The 17059-nt window shown below is 41.4% G+C and carries 21 protein-coding genes; 5 read left to right on the top strand and 16 right to left on the bottom strand.

The annotated features are described in order from the left end of the window. Positions 1-116: 116 nt before the first annotated feature. Entirely contained in the window at positions 117-1139 is a 1023-nt protein-coding gene (gene holA / locus IEO70_RS16720; protein WP_190999520.1) for a DNA polymerase III subunit delta, read from the bottom strand. Between the two features lie 336 nt (positions 1140-1475). On the opposite strand from holA, the gene IEO70_RS16715 reads away from it, so the two are divergent. Next, on the top strand, positions 1476-1610 hold the full coding sequence (locus IEO70_RS16715) for a YqzM family protein (protein ID WP_190999519.1): 135 nt from the start codon (positions 1476-1478) through the stop codon (positions 1608-1610). Positions 1611-1687: 77 nt separating this feature from the next. Here IEO70_RS16715 and IEO70_RS16710 read toward each other — a convergent pair whose 3' ends face one another. The 3 genes from IEO70_RS16710 to IEO70_RS16700 all read right to left on the bottom strand — a co-directional run bounded on the left by IEO70_RS16710 (position 1688) and on the right by IEO70_RS16700 (position 5390). Then, positions 1688-3988 (bottom strand): DNA internalization-related competence protein ComEC/Rec2, encoded by a 2301-nt coding sequence (locus IEO70_RS16710; RefSeq protein ID WP_190999518.1) that lies wholly within the window; start codon positions 3986-3988, stop codon positions 1688-1690. A gap of 86 nt (positions 3989-4074) precedes the next feature. Further along, complete coding sequence (locus IEO70_RS16705; RefSeq protein WP_190999517.1) at positions 4075-4644, bottom strand: ComE operon protein 2; 570 nt, start codon at positions 4642-4644, stop codon at positions 4075-4077. 116 nt (positions 4645-4760) lie between these two features. Beyond that, on the bottom strand, positions 4761-5390 hold the full coding sequence (locus tag IEO70_RS16700) for a helix-hairpin-helix domain-containing protein (protein WP_206711636.1): 630 nt from the start codon (positions 5388-5390) through the stop codon (positions 4761-4763). Positions 5391-5489: 99 nt separating this feature from the next. Here IEO70_RS16700 and comER point away from each other — a divergent pair, with 99 nt between their 5' ends. Both comER and IEO70_RS16690 read left to right on the top strand, forming a co-directional pair. Further along, positions 5490-6317, top strand: a complete 828-nt coding sequence (gene comER, locus IEO70_RS16695) for a late competence protein ComER (protein WP_190999516.1) — start codon at positions 5490-5492, stop codon at positions 6315-6317. A gap of 229 nt (positions 6318-6546) precedes the next feature. Next, positions 6547-7098 carry an LOG family protein gene (locus IEO70_RS16690; RefSeq protein WP_190999515.1) on the top strand — a complete coding sequence of 184 codons (552 nt, stop codon included), beginning with the start codon at positions 6547-6549 and terminating at the stop codon, positions 7096-7098. 239 nt (positions 7099-7337) lie between these two features. On the opposite strand, the gene IEO70_RS16685 is transcribed toward IEO70_RS16690, so the two are convergent. The 11 genes from IEO70_RS16685 to IEO70_RS16635 form a co-directional block, all read right to left on the bottom strand. Then, on the bottom strand, positions 7338-8540 hold the full coding sequence (locus IEO70_RS16685) for a hypothetical protein (protein WP_190999514.1): 1203 nt from the start codon (positions 8538-8540) through the stop codon (positions 7338-7340). Between the two features lie 166 nt (positions 8541-8706). Then, entirely contained in the window at positions 8707-9354 is a 648-nt protein-coding gene (locus tag IEO70_RS16680; RefSeq protein ID WP_190999513.1) for a hypothetical protein, read from the bottom strand. A 2-nt stretch (positions 9355-9356) separates the two neighbouring features. Further along, the gene (locus IEO70_RS16675; RefSeq protein WP_190999512.1) at positions 9357-9566 is read right to left on the bottom strand and encodes a hypothetical protein; all 210 of its coding nucleotides are present in this window, start codon (positions 9564-9566) and stop codon (positions 9357-9359) included. A gap of 304 nt (positions 9567-9870) precedes the next feature. Further along, positions 9871-10617: a class I SAM-dependent DNA methyltransferase gene (locus IEO70_RS16670; protein ID WP_190999511.1), complete on the bottom strand. Its 747-nt coding sequence runs from the start codon at positions 10615-10617 to the stop codon at positions 9871-9873. After that, positions 10614-10979, bottom strand: coding sequence for a ribosome silencing factor (gene rsfS / locus IEO70_RS16665; RefSeq protein ID WP_190999510.1), 366 nt, complete (start codon positions 10977-10979; stop codon positions 10614-10616). The genes IEO70_RS16670 and rsfS overlap by 4 nt, the downstream gene beginning before the upstream one ends. A 14-nt stretch (positions 10980-10993) precedes the next feature. Beyond that, a complete protein-coding gene (yqeK, locus tag IEO70_RS16660) occupies positions 10994-11548 on the bottom strand; it encodes a bis(5'-nucleosyl)-tetraphosphatase (symmetrical) YqeK (protein WP_190999509.1) in 555 nt (184 codons plus the stop codon). After that, entirely contained in the window at positions 11535-12107 is a 573-nt protein-coding gene (locus IEO70_RS16655) for a nicotinate-nucleotide adenylyltransferase (RefSeq protein ID WP_190999508.1), read from the bottom strand. The genes yqeK and IEO70_RS16655 overlap by 14 nt, the downstream gene beginning before the upstream one ends. Continuing rightward, the gene (yhbY, locus tag IEO70_RS16650) at positions 12104-12403 is read right to left on the bottom strand and encodes a ribosome assembly RNA-binding protein YhbY (RefSeq protein ID WP_190999507.1); all 300 of its coding nucleotides are present in this window, start codon (positions 12401-12403) and stop codon (positions 12104-12106) included. Before yhbY ends, IEO70_RS16655 begins: the two co-directional genes overlap by 4 nt. Positions 12404-12410: 7 nt before the next feature. Beyond that, complete coding sequence (aroE, locus tag IEO70_RS16645; RefSeq protein ID WP_190999506.1) at positions 12411-13244, bottom strand: shikimate dehydrogenase; 834 nt, start codon at positions 13242-13244, stop codon at positions 12411-12413. 31 nt (positions 13245-13275) lie between these two features. Beyond that, a complete protein-coding gene (gene yqeH, locus IEO70_RS16640) occupies positions 13276-14379 on the bottom strand; it encodes a ribosome biogenesis GTPase YqeH (protein ID WP_190999505.1) in 1104 nt (367 codons plus the stop codon). Beyond that, entirely contained in the window at positions 14376-14897 is a 522-nt protein-coding gene (locus IEO70_RS16635; protein ID WP_190999504.1) for a YqeG family HAD IIIA-type phosphatase, read from the bottom strand. Before IEO70_RS16635 ends, yqeH begins: the two co-directional genes overlap by 4 nt. A gap of 376 nt (positions 14898-15273) precedes the next feature. Between IEO70_RS16635 and sda the strand changes: the two genes are divergently transcribed. Then, entirely contained in the window at positions 15274-15411 is a 138-nt protein-coding gene (sda, locus tag IEO70_RS16630; RefSeq protein WP_190999521.1) for a sporulation histidine kinase inhibitor Sda, read from the top strand. 70 nt (positions 15412-15481) lie between these two features. Here the strand turns inward: sda and IEO70_RS16625 are convergent, their stop codons facing one another. Continuing rightward, entirely contained in the window at positions 15482-16276 is a 795-nt protein-coding gene (locus IEO70_RS16625) for a phosphatidylserine decarboxylase (protein WP_190999503.1), read from the bottom strand. Between the two features lie 134 nt (positions 16277-16410). On the opposite strand from IEO70_RS16625, the gene pssA reads away from it, so the two are divergent. Next, positions 16411-16950, top strand: coding sequence for a CDP-diacylglycerol--serine O-phosphatidyltransferase (gene pssA, locus IEO70_RS16620; protein WP_190999502.1), 540 nt, complete (start codon positions 16411-16413; stop codon positions 16948-16950). Positions 16951-17059: the final 109 nt, after the last annotated feature.

The raw sequence follows: 17059 nt of genomic DNA, 5'->3' as shown, positions 1-17059 counted from the left end.
AGAAGTTGTCCTTATTTTATTATTTAAAAGTTCAAAGCCGGTGAAATTTTACTTGTCGTAAAACTTCACCGGCTTTTTTAGTTCGGAGGAGGGTTTTGTCCCAGCCTCTTTCTTCACTATCTCGTTTTACCGCTTCGCAAAATAATCAGCTCAAGCAGCAATACTTTGTCCATTTGTCCTGTCTTCATCTTGTAATCCGCATCGGCAACATTATTTAAAAACGTCATCAGCTCCTGCTCCTGGAAGTATTGAGCTTTTTCTAGTGCAAGTTTCACACGATACGGGTGGATTTTCAGATGGGAAGCAATTTTTTGTTGGCCGTACCCTTCCTTTGCCAACCCTTTCGCCACGTACATTATTCTAATTTGCGATGCCATCAAAGCCAATATTTTGATCGGCTCTTCATTTTGGCGCAGCAAATCTTGCAGCAACTCGATCGCCTCTGCTGTGCGGCGATTCATAATGAAATCTATTAAAGTAAATATATTTTGCTCTAACGATTTAACCGCTAACTGAGTTACAGTTTCAACCGTAATCAGCTTCTCCTCTTGAGCGTAAAGGGCCATTTTCGCGATTTCATTCGCCAAAAGCATTAAGTTTTGCCCGGCAGTCGACAACAGCTCATTCACTGCTTCCCGCTCAATTCCAACCCCATGAAAAGAAGCTTGCTCTGTCACCCAGCGCTCAAGCTCTTGTTCTTTCAGTTTTGTCGCCTCGACAACAGTCGCATGCTTTTTCAATTGTTTTGTGATTTTCTTCCGTTCATCGAGCTTTTCATATGGAGCCGCCAACACAACAATCGAAAATGGAGAAGGATTCTCTAAATAAGCGAGCAGTTGGTCAATATTATGCTCTACCTTCTCTTTCGTTTTTTCCGCCGTCAAAAAGACAGGATTATGTAATATAATTAATTTTTTTTCACCGATAAACGGAAATGTTTCCGCCTCTTCAAGGGCAACAGAAAGCGGGGTTTCTTCCAAATCAAACGTGCTGATATTAAATTCTGCCTCATCATCTTCCAATGCATTTTCTGCAATTTTTGTAATCGTTTCTTTTATAATAAAACCTTCTGGACCATATAATAAATATAAAGGAGCAAACTGCTTCTTTTTAAGCTGTTTCCATACATCTAAAACCAAATAAATCGCCTCATTTTGCCTATATAATCATTTATGGTAGCGATAGTTGATTTAATTAGCAAGCAAAAAAGCAGAAAACATAGAGGGGTTATCAAAATCGAAGCCGACAACCCCTGATCTATATGAACGCAGAACGAGAAGACCCGGGATTTCTTACTCCTTCTACGGTTACCACAACCATGACTTAGGGACTAATTTGTACTATTATTTTTCACTAACAGTATTTAAACTATTTGTGACAACTCTTACTAGTAGTGGAAATGGTCATTGAGTATCTATAGATTTTTTCCTTTTGTTGATTTATACTATTTAGGAATATACAGGGAGGTATGGTAAATGAATCCATTCGAAAAAGATGTACAATCCAAAACTAATGACGTTTCTGATTCAGCAGTTGGTTTCATCGTATCGTTTGGCTTTTTTGCAACCATGTTCATCATCGCAACGGTAATCCAAATAGTAGGATCGTAATTTAGGTACACTGACCTTCCTAATTATTGCGAAGGTCGTTTTTTATTTATTAAGAATTTCGTATGTTCACGCTTATATTATGGCAACTGCACTGAAAAGGTTCCTTTACCGCCAAAATATGAATACGCGATTGCTCCCTGCTCATCAGTTCTATAAACACGCATATTCCTCTCGGACAATGCAGATAGAACATCAGCATGCGGATGACCGAAACGATTGTTATAGCCCGCGCTTATAACTGCAACCTTGGCCTCAATATGATCCAAAAATGCTGGAGAGCTTGAAGTTTTACTGCCATGGTGACCAACTTTCAGCACATCTGCCTTTAAATTGGGGTATTGTTTCATTAACGTCAATTCCCCTTCTTCACCGATATCGCCGGTAAACAGCCACTTCAGTCCGTTAATTTCCGCTAACAGCACAAGCGAATTTTCATTAGAATCACTCATTTTTTCATGCGGATGCAAAATAAAAAAACGGCTATCTCCGATTTTCCAGCCATCACCTGCTTTCATAGCTGTCACCGGAATCTTATTATGTCTTGCATAAGCAATAAAATCTGTTTCTATAAACTCCTCCTTCAATGTTTCTGCTATGACGATTTCTTTCACAGCCAAATGCTGCAAAACCGCTAATCCGCCACCCATATGATCCGCGTCATCATGCGTAATAATCAGCTTATCAATGGATGTGATGCCAATACTTTTCAAATATGGCACAACAATTTTCTCACCTGGATCATACATACTTTTTCGCTCCTGCCATTCTTCCCTTTCAAAATGCATTACCCCGCCTGTATCAATTAAATATGTGCCCCTCCCGTATTGCAATTTAATGAGAATGCTATCTCCTTGGCCAACATCAATAAAAACAATTTCACCTTTAAACGAAAAATATTCTTGATGGTAAAAAAGTACAAGGGCAAGCACACATGCTATCAGCGCAAGCATCGACTTTTTCCTTTGTCCTTGTTCAAAGAAAGAAAAGTTGGCGATAGTCAGCGCAATCAGCAGCAGAAAGAACCAAAAGGACGGTTTTCCTAAAGACACGGAAGTCAGCGGAAGATTCGAAACAGAAACTGCTATCTTATTCACGAAGGTAAAAGCGAACTCAAGAGCTGATATGAGAGATGAGGAGAAGGGAGCTTGAATGACCGAGAGAAAGAAAACAACGAATGTAAGAGGCATAAGGATGAATGTATAAATTGGAATATATATGACATTTAACATGAATCCCCATAGCGAGAACTCATAAAAATAAAATAAAATGAACGGCATGGAGCATAACTGGCATAAAATCGTCACTGCCAGCGACTGGATGATGATGTTGGAGGTTTGAAAATACTGAAGCAGCTTCACGCTCATTAAAAGAGCAAACGTGATGAAGAACGAAAGCTGAAACCCGACGTGAAATAAGTACAGAGGATTGTATAACAACAAAAGCATAAAGACGATACATACAATAATGACAGGAGAAAGCTTTCTTTTACAAAGCGACAGCAGCAAAACGAGCATAACCATCAAACATGCCCGCACGACTGAAGGAGCTCCTCCGGCAATGAGGCAATAGACCGGCAGCAACGCTATTAATGCTATTTTGGTCATTTCTCGTGTCATTCCAAGACGGATACCTAAATAGAAGAAGGCGCCAGAAATGATGCCGACATGCATGCCTGAAATCGCTAAAATATGGACAAGCGACAACTTTTTATAAGCATCATATGTATCGTCATCTATCCAGCCGCTTTCGCCGAATAGTAAAGCAGCCGCAAATGCCTTTGCCTCTTCCGGAAATCGTTGATCCAAATGAAGAAGCCCATTTAACCTAAAGGTCTTTATGCGCTCACTCAAGCTAAGCTTCGTATGTATACAAGTTTCATGCGGATTATGAGTGCTTTTCAATAGCCAGTGCACATGCAAATTGTGTAAATACAATCGGTAATCAAAGCTGTTTTCATTCCTTGCCGCAGATGGTTTTTCAAGCTTCCCCTTCAATCGACAAGTCGAACCGAGCTGATAATTGTCAATAAATTGCTTCTTTTCTTTTTCAGTCCGGAATATATAGCGAAGCAACAGCTTCTCGCCATCAGCCGTATTCACAAACGTCTGCAAGGATGCGCCATTAATCTCGTAATCCTCCGAGAAACGGATAGTAAAAATTTGTTCCTCACCGCTTAGCTTAGATTTCTTAATATCAGATTGAATAAAGGCAGTAAAATAATAGAAGAATATACAGAAGAAAATGAGGAATACATGCTTCCTTTCGGTTCGCATGAAGTACAGGAAAACAAATAAGATGATAATACAAATTAAGGCAGGCAACGGATAATAGTAAGCTCCAATTCCAAGCATAGCCGCTACAGCCATCATTACAATCATAGCAACACCCCTTATCTTGGACTTTCTAATAAAAGATGCTTGCCGGCAAGACCATTCGACCTGCCGGCATTGCCAACAGATTACACTTAAAGCTTAAAAAGTTGCTCCGATTTCTCTTTAAACACTTGCAACTTCTCTTCATCAATATGCAATTCTTCAAGCTCTTCCAGCATGTCTAACACTAATGATTGCTTTTCGGCTAAATCAGTATCCTCTGTTCTTAAGATCGGCTGATATGGCACATGTTCTGTTTTGACACCGGATTGCTCAAATAATTCAATTGCATACGGGTGATTTTTATAATCTTCCGCATAATAAACAGCCTTAATCCCTGCTTGAATAATTGATTTACAGCATTGCAGGCATGGAAAATGAGTTACATATATTTCTGCGCCTGCAGTCGGCACCCCGAATTTCGCGCATTGAAGCAACGCATTCATCTCTGCATGAATCGTTCTAACACAATGATTATCAATGACATAACAACCTTCATCAATACAATGAACACCCCCGGCTATTGAGCCGTTGTAACCTCCCGCAATAATACGCTTATCCCTTACAATTGTAGCTCCGACAGTTAATCTGGTACACGTGCTTCTTAGAGCAAGCAAATGACTTTGTGCCATAAAATATTGATGCCAGCTAATTCGGTTCATAATAATACCTCTCTAATCCATATTTACTCTTTACATCATTCTACATTTTCCGCTAACTCATTTGTAGTATTCTATCATTGTCGAAATTAAAAGAAAATACATTTGTCAGTCGCTTATCATATTGCGATATTTTCTTTAAGCTTTTCAAATGTCTTCTCTCCTATCCCACTTACATTTTTCAAATCTTCAATACTTTGAAATGGCCCGTTTTCACTGCGATATTGAATAATCGCCTCTGCCTTAGATGGTCCAATTCCCGGCAATGTTTGCAGTTCGTTTTCATCAGCATTATTCAAATTGACCTTTTGCCCTTCTTCTCCCCCGCCTGTACTTGAGTTTCCAACAGAGTTCTGTTCTAGCGCATTGTCCCCTTCCTCCCCGATTACCGGAACATAAATCACCATTTGGTCTTCTACTATTTGTGCCAAATTTACACGATTGCCATCTGCCTCCTCAGTGAAGCCCCCCGCTTTTTGAATTAAGTCGTAAACGCGTTCACCTTGTAAAGCACTGTATAGACCCGGAGAGAGAACAGCTCCTTTCACATCCACCTTCACCTCTTGTGGTTCAACAGGCGCATGAGATACCTCCTCAACTTGAGATTGTATATCTTCTGTCTTAGAAAGATCCGCAAACAAATCCTCTCCCTGTTCTTCCTCCTGATTGAAGAAAGTCCAAGAGAAAAAGATAACAACAATAGCTGTAACACCTGCAAAAATATGCCACTTATAGTTTTTTAAACTCAAAAAAATCACATCCTTATGCAGTTATTGAGTAACATATTTCACAACTTCTTTTCATATTATTTTATGAGGTACGTTACATTCCAAAGGAGGGATGTTTAGATGAAGGTAGCAGTTATCGGAACAGGCAATATGGGGACCATCTTAATCGAAGCATTCATACTATCTGATAGCGTACTGGCAAAAAATATGAACATTTATAATCGCACACAGCCAAAAGCGCAAGCAATAAAAGCAAAATATCCAAATATTCATCTTTGCAGCAGCGAAATAGAAGCAGCTCAAAATAGTGAGCTAATATTTGTTTGTGTGAAACCTGGTGAAATGCACACAGTTCTTTCAAAATTAGCTGAACATCTCTATGCCGACCAATGCGTTGTAAGCATTACCAGCCCAATTTCTGTCGCTCAGTTAGAAGAAATGTTGCCTTGCAACACTGCACGTTTAATTCCGAGTATTACAAATAAGGTCTTTTCCGGAGTCTCTTTACTATCATTTGGAGAGAATTGTTCAAATAAGTGGAGAGAAGCCATTCGACAATTAGCGAGCAATATTTCCGAGGCAATAGAAATCGATAATAATATTACTCGAATATCGTCTGATATTGTCAGTTGCGGACCCGCATTCTTCAGCTACCTTGCGCAGGCTTTCATTAATGCGGCAGTCGAAGAAACGAAAATCGACCCAAATACAGCTACCGTACTGACTGAAAAAATGCTGATTGGTCTGGGCGATTTACTGCGAAGCGGTCAGTATACATTGCCGACCTTACAGGAAAAGGTATGTGTAAAAGGCGGTATTACAGGGGAAGGCATAAAGGTATTTGAGCAAGAACTCGGGGATGTTTTTAATCGTGTTTTCTTAGCGACACATGAAAAATTCGGAGATGAGATCACAAAACTCGAAAAGCAATTTGAGCACAAATACTGATATTCGACAAGATCTTTATAATTCCTTTTTTGAATTTGATATTTTTTTCTGTCTCCGATTAGAGGTCCTTAATACTTGAATTCCCTGCTTTAAAGGAATGCTGTACAGGCAGGGAATTCATTTTAATTCTTCTTTACATAAAATTAAAATAGAGTTTAAACTAATCAGGCATTAAACTTTCTTTTTTTCATGTATACTTATCATTGAATCTGTATCGGGGGGATTAGTTTTGAAAAGTATAGCTGTTTTTTGCGGCTCAAGAAACGGAGCTCATGAAATTTACACAAGAGGAGCAATCGCGTTAGGAAAAGAATTGGCGAAACGAAATATTACATTAGTATACGGCGGTTCGAGCATCGGTTTAATGGGAACGATAGCCGATACCGTTCTTCAAGAAGGCGGAAAAGTGATTGGCATCATGCCTCAGATGCTGGCAGCTCGCGAAATTGCTCATAAACATTTGACAGAGCTTTATATAGTCGAAACAATGCATGACAGAAAAGCAAAGATGGCCGAGCTTTCGGATGGTTTTATCGCCATGCCTGGGGGAGCAGGCACTTTAGAGGAGTTTTTCGAAGTATTTACTTGGGCGCAAATCGGCATTCACAACAAGCCGCTCGGTTTGCTTAATGTGAATGAATACTATGAACCATTGCGTTCTGTTCTTAATCATATGGCTGACGAGCAATTTATGAGCGAAGAGCATCGAACATTAGCTTATATAGAGAAAGATGCATCTAAATTACTTGACTGTTTTATCAATAATCAAGCGGTTTTATAAATTAAGAAAAGCCATCGAAATTGCTTTCTGGGGTATTCAGGATACTGTCGAATATCCTTTTGTTTTCGTGTAAGTTGCATACCAGAAAACGGATTTGCACTGCGCTGAAAAACTTATCGCAGGTTTTGTCTGGGTGGACAAGGGCTGCGTTAAGCTGCTCAATACCTACTGCCGTTGCGCATAGCCCTTGCCTTCTTCTCGTTCACAAATGAAAATGTATCCGTCCCCTGTTCAAGTTGTTAGAGAGTCAAATCGAACCATTCGTCCTGTTCAAAGAAGCGGCAACGGATAACGCGCTCATTGCTGCGCACCACATAGCTGATGCAGGAGCACTCGTCCATGCCGCTCCGCTTCAGGCCGTCCATGGGCATCTGATTCAGGCAGTGGTACACAAAGCGCGTAAGAAAGTTCGCCTTGTAGCGGTTCTGTGGGGCCAGCACGTAGCTCGTTGTCCAGCGAATGCCTTCCCTTGCCTGCTCGTCAGCCATGGACTGCATGACGGCAAGTTCCTGGGAGTCGATGGTGATACCGAAGTTCTTCACCCAGCCTTGTGCCTGGTCGATGATGTCCTGCACGCACATGTCTACGTTTTCGGTGACCGGATCAAAGGACATGCCCTTCGGATCCACGCCAAAGAGCTGGCTGTACCAGACGTTCTTCATGCATCCAGCCATATCGTCAAAGCAAGAGATGTCGTCGTAATGCTCCATAAGAGCTGCCCAGCGGCCCAAGCCGATGCTGCCGTCAGAAATATTGTATGCTTCCTGGTCAATCCAGAAATTGCACTGACCGGGCTGAGATTCGTGCCAGATAGGCTTGTTCTTTGCGAACTCCAAAACGCCGTAGCGGCCGGTGGCGTCCATCATAGCAATCGCGATGTGCCACGAGGTGACTTTGCTGTGGGGCGTGTACATGTCGATCTCCTCGCAAGCCGCCAAAACGTCATCGATGGTGGCGCAATGGTCAGCAAAGTAACGCACGACGTTCAAGGTGCTCATACGCAGCGGCGCCCCAGGATTGGTGCCTGGGCAGTCCAGCTCATGGCAGTCGCCACGCATATTGCTTTCGAGCATCAGTCCCTTTTCGTTTAGGGCATCGGTGATAAGGTAAGGCACCACATCGTACACTTCCTTCGCCAGGACGCCCGTTTCGACGATCTGATCGAAGGTCTGCTTAAAGCCGCCCGTGTGGGTGTAACCAATACCCAGACTGCGATACTTGCCCGGCTCATTCACGCGCAGGACAAACGCTGGGTAGTAGCTGCTGGGAAGGTCCTGGGAGCGGCCAAACAGCGTGACATTTTCACCATTTTCCACTACAGGCTTAATGCAGCAGGAGCACAGGGTGGATGCGACATCCTCGTTGGTGAATCCATCGTAACGAGCATTCCAGTAGGCAATCTGGGACTCATCATCGATATGGGTATACGTACCCAAGTCCACAACGCCGGAGTAACCCTTGTCACGATAGTCAGCCAGAACGGTCACTGGAACAGTTTCGTTAAGTTCAATGTAAAAGTCTTCCTGAAAGGAATGTACTTCGTTGCTAGTCTTTGCCCATACATATCACTATCCTTTCAATCATGCGCTAAGCGCTTTTTGCTTCTTCTTATAGGTTTTCGCTAGTCGCGTTGCTGATAACGTCTCGGCGGACCTTCCGCGCCTGCTCATCAGTAAGGTCGCCCAGGAGCTCCTTGGTGAACACTACTTTCATGGTGGCTATCTGGGAAAGCTTTGTCTTTCGTTTTTTCACTTCCCTTTGCCCCAGGGTCAGGTAATCAATGAGTCGATCACCTAAGAAGTAGAAGAACACGTACATGAACTCGCGACCGATGGAGCCGGTCAGGCCGCCCTGGTAGAACATGACAAATGAGAACACCGCCAAGAAAATGGCGAACCAGCCGATGCGCCAAAATAGGCTGCCGCGGTAACGCTGGACCGCAACGGTTTTAATGAGGAAGTGGTTTAGCACAGCCTTTTCGATGGAGCGTTGTTCTTCGTCGCTGAACTCGTGGCCGGTGATTTCCAAAACTACGGGCATATTCTCGGGGATGATAGGCTCGACAAATTCCAAATATCCGGCCAGTTCATCCGCCAGGTACTCGTAGCCTTCGACACAATGGGGGCTGATCACATCGTGAATGCCCTCAGATCTGTAGGCAAGATGTGCAACCCCGTTGTTCACCAAGAAGTACTCGATGGTAGCGTTGCTGTCCACGTGCTTCCTACGAAAATAGCGACCGAAATCCTTGTTCATTATTACTTTCCTCCTTTGCTCGATGCGCAGGAAAAGACCAGGTCAATGATGGTAAAAATGATGCCAAACACCACTGCATCGTGAAATGATTTGAGGATATCCAGTTCGAAAGCAGAATGAGTAAGGAATTTACACCATAGCCAGTCCAAAAGCGGAAATAAAATCGTTCCAACCACCACGAATGCAACAAAGAATATGGCTTTCTCTTTCATGCGAATCTGCTCCTTTATCACTTGTCTAGCTAGCTATAACCATCTCATCAGCAAGCAGGCGACCCTTTGTTTCATCTGGAAGCCAAAGAAAATTGGTACAAGTAATACCATTTCCCTCTGCGAGAGCCCAATTTGTAACTTGGTTCATCTTCTTCGTTAAGGGTTAATTACCCATTTCAAGGAAGTTAAAAACGTGACAGATGAATGATTTAGGCCGATCGAATCATCAGCTTTCCAAGCTCAAAAAATATATACTTTCTTAAGAAATTTAAAAAGGGACCTGTTGATAACAAGTCCCTTTTGCTTATTCTTTAACCGCCACAAACATAATCCGTTCGCTGTCTTCCACAGGAGTTTGATCTTCAAGGTCCGCTAAAACTTCTTTCACCGTAAACCCTGCTTCAGCAAGCCATTGTTTATATGTGTCGATGTTATATGTGCGTTGGTAATGATCTTCATCAAATCTGTCATATTGATCAGATTCTTCCGCTTTGACAAAAAACGTCAGCTCATGCTCGATGCTGAATGGCTCTTCTCCTTCGAATGAGTTCCAAATGTACGAAACCTCATCCTGCACATCCGCAAACGTCTGACCGGCAAATATATGCTCGATTTTGAAAACAGAGTGCACATCAAACATGAACAAGCCACCCGGCTTCAATTGCTCATACACTCGTCGGAATGTGCTTTGCACATCGTTTTCTGTATGAAGATAATTCAAGCTGTCACAAAAAATAACGATGCTGTCAAATTGTTCGCCCATATCTAATTCAATCATGTTTTGCTGATAAAAAGGAATGGTTACACCGGCTTGATCGGCCTTTACCTTCGCGATTGCAAGCATCTCATCAGATAAATCGACACCGGTAACAGCATATCCCTTCTTCGCCAGTCGCACAGAGAATTCTCCGGTACCGCAAGCTACATCTAGCACTTTCGAACCAGCAATGTTATATTGCTCTTTTTTAGAAATGAAAAGATTGATCCAGTTATCGTATGGTACATCGCTCATTAAAAAGTCATACACATACGCAAATCGGCCGTAACTCATTGTTCAAGCTCTTGAGCTAGCGGCACAAGCGGAGCATCTCCCCATAAACGTTCCAAGTTGTAATAGCTTCTTTCATCACGATGGAATACGTGCGCTACTACATCTCCTAAATCTACAAGAACCCATTTTGCATCTTCAAAACCTTCAAGATGCTTAATTGTATACCCTTGCTCTTCCGCTTTCTCTTTCATTTCGCGGGCAATTGCCTGCACTTGCTTATCTGAATTCCCATGGCAAATCAAGAAATAATCTGTCACTAAAGAGATTCCTTTCATATCAAGCGCCATGATATCTTCCGCTCTTTTATCATCTGCCGCTTTAGCCACTGTTAATAATAAATCCTTTTCGTTTAACAAACTCATTCCTCCATTGTCTTTTACTGTACAAAGTCATTATATGCATAAAAAGTATCCGGATAAATCGCAGAGCTTTTTGAAACTAAAAATGAAATTGTGTTTTTGAATGCTTGGATTAACGCCTTGTCCAAGTCTTTTTCAGCTAATTCCCGCACTTCGTCGACTCCAGGAAATTTGCGTCCCGGCTCAATATAGTCCGCTAAGTAAATGACTTTCTCAAGCAACGTCATGCCGACTCTTCCGGTTGTATGGAAACGGATAGCAGAAAGCACTTCCGGATCGGTTATGCCGACTTCCTTTTCCACTAAATAAGCCCCGACTGGAGCATGCCACATTTCGTGATGAAATTGCAGCAACTCTTTAGGCATATTTTGTTCGATAATGATATTTTTCATTTCATCTTTAGGACGATATTTCGCATAATCATGAAAGATTGCTGCCAATTCAGCTTTCTTTACATCTGCACCATATTTTTCAGCCAATAAAACCGCCGTATCTGTTACTCCTATTGTATGCACATAACGACTCTCTGTTAATTGTTCCTTAACTATTGCCAAAGCTTCATTTCGATTCATATAGAGAATTCTCCTCAATATATTTCTCTACCGCCGGTACAACCAAATATTTAATGCTTAAACCATCCTTTACCTTGTTTCTTATGTAGGATGAAGATAAGTAAATTTGAGGTGCATCCACAAGCTTGACCGGATACTGTGTATCCGTATGATAAGGAGGCCTTTGGACTCCGACAAATTGCACCAGCTTCACAAGCTCATCTATTTTATGCCATTTCGGTAAATATTCTATCATATCTGCGCCAATTATAAAGTGAAAATCAGCATCAGGCTCGTTTTCTTTCAGCAGCTTAATCGTCTCGTACGTATAGGAAGTGCCAGGGCTTTCAATTTCAGTCAATTCAAGCGAAAAATGCTCATTATCCTGAATTGAGAGCCTCAGCATCTCTATACGATTGTCATTGCTGATTGATTCTGTCTTTTGCTTATGAGGCGGCGTGTGATTTGGCATGAAGCGCACCTCATCAAGCTTCAGAGCCGTCAAGACTTCATTTGCAATCATTAAATGTCCGACATGAGGAGGATCGAATGTTCCGCCTAGAATACCTATTTTTCTCATTTTTTCACTGGCAGTTCCAGTTTCTTGTTTTCTTTCGACTCTTTATATAAAACGATGGTATGTCCGATAACTTGCACCAGCTCAGCGCCCGTGCCTTCCACAAGCTCTTCAGCCACTGTATCTTTATCAACATCGCAGTTTTGCAAAATACTTACTTTTAATAATTCGCGCGCTTCTAACGCATCTGCAATTTGTGCGATCATATTTTCATTAACGCCGCCTTTTCCTACTTGAAAAATCGGTGTCATATGGTGTGCTGTTGCACGTAAAAATCTTTTTTGCTTACCTGTTAACATTGTTTTGTTAACCTCCTAGTTTTGTTAATACAATTTTTCTCATTCTTTCAATGTCCGGCTGCTCTCCTGTCCATAACTGAAAAGCCAGTGTGCCCTGATATACAAACATCGGAATCCCGTTTTGCGTCAAAGCTCCTCTTTCTTCAGCTTCTTGCAACAGCTTTGTTTGCAGCGGATTATATATAATATCACTTACTAAGCTTTGCGGTCGAATATTTTCGAGTGAAATCGGAGCCTCATCAATATTTGGCTGCATGCCGATAGAAGTCGTATTAATAATCAATGTATAGTCCAAAAGACGTTTTTCTGCCTCATCAAGCGTATAAATGTCTGAATGGGCATTCCCCGATTTTCCTTCTATCAGCTTTTCTGCTTTCGGCAATGTCCGGTTTGCGATATCCACGTGGACCGCGCCTTCTTGAAGCAGCGAGTAATAAATCGCTCGCGCTGCTCCTCCAGCTCCGATAATCAAGACCTTTTGCGCGGTTAAATCAGCTTGAAGCTGCTCTCTTAGTCCTTTGACAAAGCCGAGGCCGTCTGTGTTATAGCCGACATATGAACCATCTTCCAGCTTAACTGTATTGACTGCCCCGATTTCTGCCGCAAGCGGGTCGATTTTATCCAAAAAAGGCATGATTGCCGTTTTGTGCGGAATTGTGACGTTGAACCCCTTAACTCCGATTGCTTTCATGCCTTTAACAGCATCCTGCAAATTTTCCGAACGGACAGCAAATGGCAAATAAGTTGCTTGAATGCCTAAATGCTGAAAAGAATCATTATGCATATCCGGCGACATCGAATGAGCAATCGGATCGCCTATCACCCCAAATAGTTGATTCATCAAAGCTTCCCCCAAACCCGATAAATGTTGATTAAATTAATGACTTCCTAACCATGACAGAAACGCCTTTTGGCACATGCGCCACTACTTTCGCGCCCGGCTCGTTTACTGTCACCCAGCCAAGTCCCGAGAATACGATATCCATTTTTCCTTCTTTTAAAGAAAATTCATGCGCAACGAGCGGTTGTACTTCTCCGTCAATCTTCACACATGGCTGAAGCAATTCTCCGGCATGGTCATTGTATAGTGCATCCGCTTTTTCAAGCTTCGTACGATGTATGTTTAGTTCATTGCTCAAGTAACAAGTGAAAGAACGTCTGCCCCCTGATATATAATCCAAGCGTGCCAAGCCACCGAAGTATAACGTTTGCTCTTCATTCAGCTGATACACTTTTGGCTTGATTTCTTTCTTAGGCGTAATCACCTTCAAATCTTTGCCTTCCACATAGTGCGCCATTTGATGGTGGTTAATGATTCCTGGTGTATCCATTAATGCATGTCCATCATCTAACGGAATTTCGATTATGTCTAATGTCGTGCCTGGGAAATGAGAAGTAGTGATGACTTCTCCTTCACCGCTCACTTGTTTAATGATGCGATTGATAAATGTTGATTTTCCAACGTTTGTACAGCCAACGACATACACATCTTTACCGTCTCGGTAATGCTCGATTGCCTCAACAGCTTCTTCTATACGCAAGCCTTTTGCTGAGCTGACAAGCATGACATCAACCGGTTTTAAACCAAGCTCCTTAGCACTATACTTCATCCATTGAATTAGCTTATTTGGCTTCACCGATTTCGGAAGCAAGTCTACCTTATTCCCGATCAAAAGGATAGGGTTGTTGCCAACAAAGCGATGTAAGCCTGGAAGCCAACTGCCATTAAAGTCAAAAATATCGACAATCTTAACAATTAACGCTTTATTTCGACCGATTTCATGTAAAATTTTCAAAAAGTCGTCATCTGTCAATGAAATGTCCTGCACTTCATTGTAATTCTTCAAACGGAAGCAGCGCTGACAAATAATCTGCTCTTTTTCTAATGCCGACTTCGGGGCATAGCCCATACCTTTCGGGTCCTCCGTTTGGATTGTAATCCCACAGCCTATACATGATAATTTTTCTTCTGTCACTTTTGTTCCTCCCAATGCAGCATACCTTTTCTTCTGAAAAAGGCCATTAATCTTCTTTCTACCATACGATTAAATTTCGTGAAAAAACCGTCCGATTGCGCCACTGGCACGACTAAGATGGTGTGCAAATTGCTTCTGTTCCCGCCGAATACATCCGTCAGAAGCTGATCGCCAATAACAACCACTTCATCTTCTTTCAGATGCATCTGCTTAAGCGCTCTACGGAAAGCCTTTCCCATCGGTTTTCTTGCTCTAAAAATAAACGGCAAATTCAACGGCTCGCAAAAGCTTTTTACACGGTTTTCATTATTATTGGAAACAACCGTTATAGTAATACCGTTTGCCTTCATTTGTTCAAACCATTTTTTTAACTGCGGAGTCGCAGAGGGACGATCCCACTCCACTAATGTATTGTCTAAATCTGTAATAATTCCTTTTATGCCTTTTTCCAATAAAGCTTGAGGAGTTATTTTAAAGATATCCGTTACATGTTCTGCTGGCAAAAAAAGCTTTAACATTCATTCACACCTCTACCTACTGTATAAAATACCTCATTCATCATACCTAATTTCCCTTCATCTTTCAAAGAGACTAATCACTTCTATATCCTCTTAATGTAAATATAACAAAAATCTTTCGACAAAAACCGTATTATTATAATATGTGGATAAAGTTATTAACAAATTAACCGACGAAAACAAACAAAATAATCAAATTATTAACAAACGATTCACAACTTATCCACTTTTTGTTGTGGATAAGAGAACGATTGTTCTTTATGTTATTTTTTGGTAAATTATATTTACCGCTTCATAGATTGTCCACAATGAGCATATATTGTTACATTACACTTTCAAAAATTTGATGGAGGTGAATAGCCAAACGGCTGAAGTGATGAACAAGTTGTCTGATGATTTATTAATTGAATCTTATCATAAAGCCAAGTCTCTCAATCTTAGCAGGGAATTCATTCGTTTAATTGAAGTGGAACTCCAACGGCGATCCCTATCAAAGAAGATACTTGTTTCATAAATTATATCTTCGCTCGCTTTGAGCTTTTTTTCACAGGGCTATCTAAAAATGTTTAGGTAGTCCTTTTACTTTAGTTTTGTTGCCGGTGCATTTCTCCAATGAATTCACCGTATTTCACTTCGCTATTGGGATTCAAATCCGCATTTACTCTGAATGTGTCCTTTTCAAATAAAAGCACTATTGTCGACCCGAAACTAAAATAGGAGAACTCTTCACCTTTTCTCAAATAGCTGCTTTCATTTGTGATTTCAATGCTATTTACAAACATCGCTCCCACTTTCACAATCGCAACGGAGCCAACGTCAGTTTTGAGTTCCGTAATAAGGCGATAGTTTTTCGATAGCGGCGCTTTTCCATATTTCATCCCCAATTGATTAACCGGATAAGAGTTCTTGCCTAACGACCAACGCTTGACGACTTCTCCTGTTACAGGGGCGTGAATGCGATGGTAATGACTAGGGCTTAAGTAAAGCAATACATAAACTCCACCTATATATTTTTGCAGCACGTCACTATCGCCCAACATTTCTTCAATTGAATAGTTTTTTCCTTTTACTGTGATATTTGCCTCAGCCGTAATTGTTCCGCTTTCCTCATAGACAGCATCAACCGGACTGCAAACAATTTGATCCCCCTCATGAATCAGCCTCGCTCCCGGTTTCAGCTTTCTGACAAAAAGCTCATGAAGCGTTCGAAACTCAGCCTGATTCCCTTCAACTTCAGACCAATTCAGCTTGTACACCTTACTGTAAGAAGGGATGACAGCTTTGCTTATTTTGGATTGGCTAAAGCGCATGAGCATGTTAGATGTCAACTTATGGTTCGTTAATTCGATAAAAAATCTATATAATGTCGTTTTTACCATTGTGCCTCCAAATTAATAAATAATAATATTAACACTTGCTTTATTCGCATACAATAAAATATTATTATACAATAAGCAGATAGTGTAGTGTTAATTGTTATGTCTTATCCAAAACGGATAAAAGGAGTGAAAAAATGTTCTTATTAGAGGTTTTAGATTTGACAAAAAAGAAATTGAAATCCCAGACTGCAAACTTTTTAACGTTATTGAACTTATCTCTAGGCGGTTTCGCCATTTTAACAAGTATTGCCGGAAACTTGAACCTTTCGTTATTATTAATCTTCATAGCTGCTCTTGCAGACCGCTTTGATGGCGCAGTTGCCCGCAAATTCGGAACAGAATCCGATCTGGGCAAACAACTTGATTCTATGAGTGATATTATATCATTCGGTGTTGCGCCTGCACTGTTAATTTACCAGGCTGTCCTTTCCACTCAAGGTCCTACAGGCATGTTCATCACTGTATTTTACATCGCTTGCGGAGCGTTCCGATTAGCAAGATTCAATATTACTGAAAGCAGAGGCTATTTCACCGGATTGCCGATAACAGCAGCCGGTTGCCTGGCAACGTTAAGCTATTTAGGGGTGGAAGCCTTTCCGCCGATCTTCTACTTATTTTTAATGAGCTTGCTTGCGCTTTCAATGATAAGCCCGTTTAAAATTAAAAAAATATAATCGAGTAGGAGGGGGTGATTAACCCCCGACCTCTCACACCACCGTACGTACGGTTCCGTATACGGCGGTTCAATTAAGATAATTGACGCAAGTATTCATAACGAGCTTG

It is taken from the genome of Peribacillus faecalis, assembly GCF_014712675.1.
Classification (GTDB): Bacteria; Bacillota; Bacilli; order Bacillales; family DSM-1321; genus Bacillus_AD; species Bacillus_AD faecalis.
This window is presented reverse-complemented; position numbering and strand designations above follow the sequence as displayed.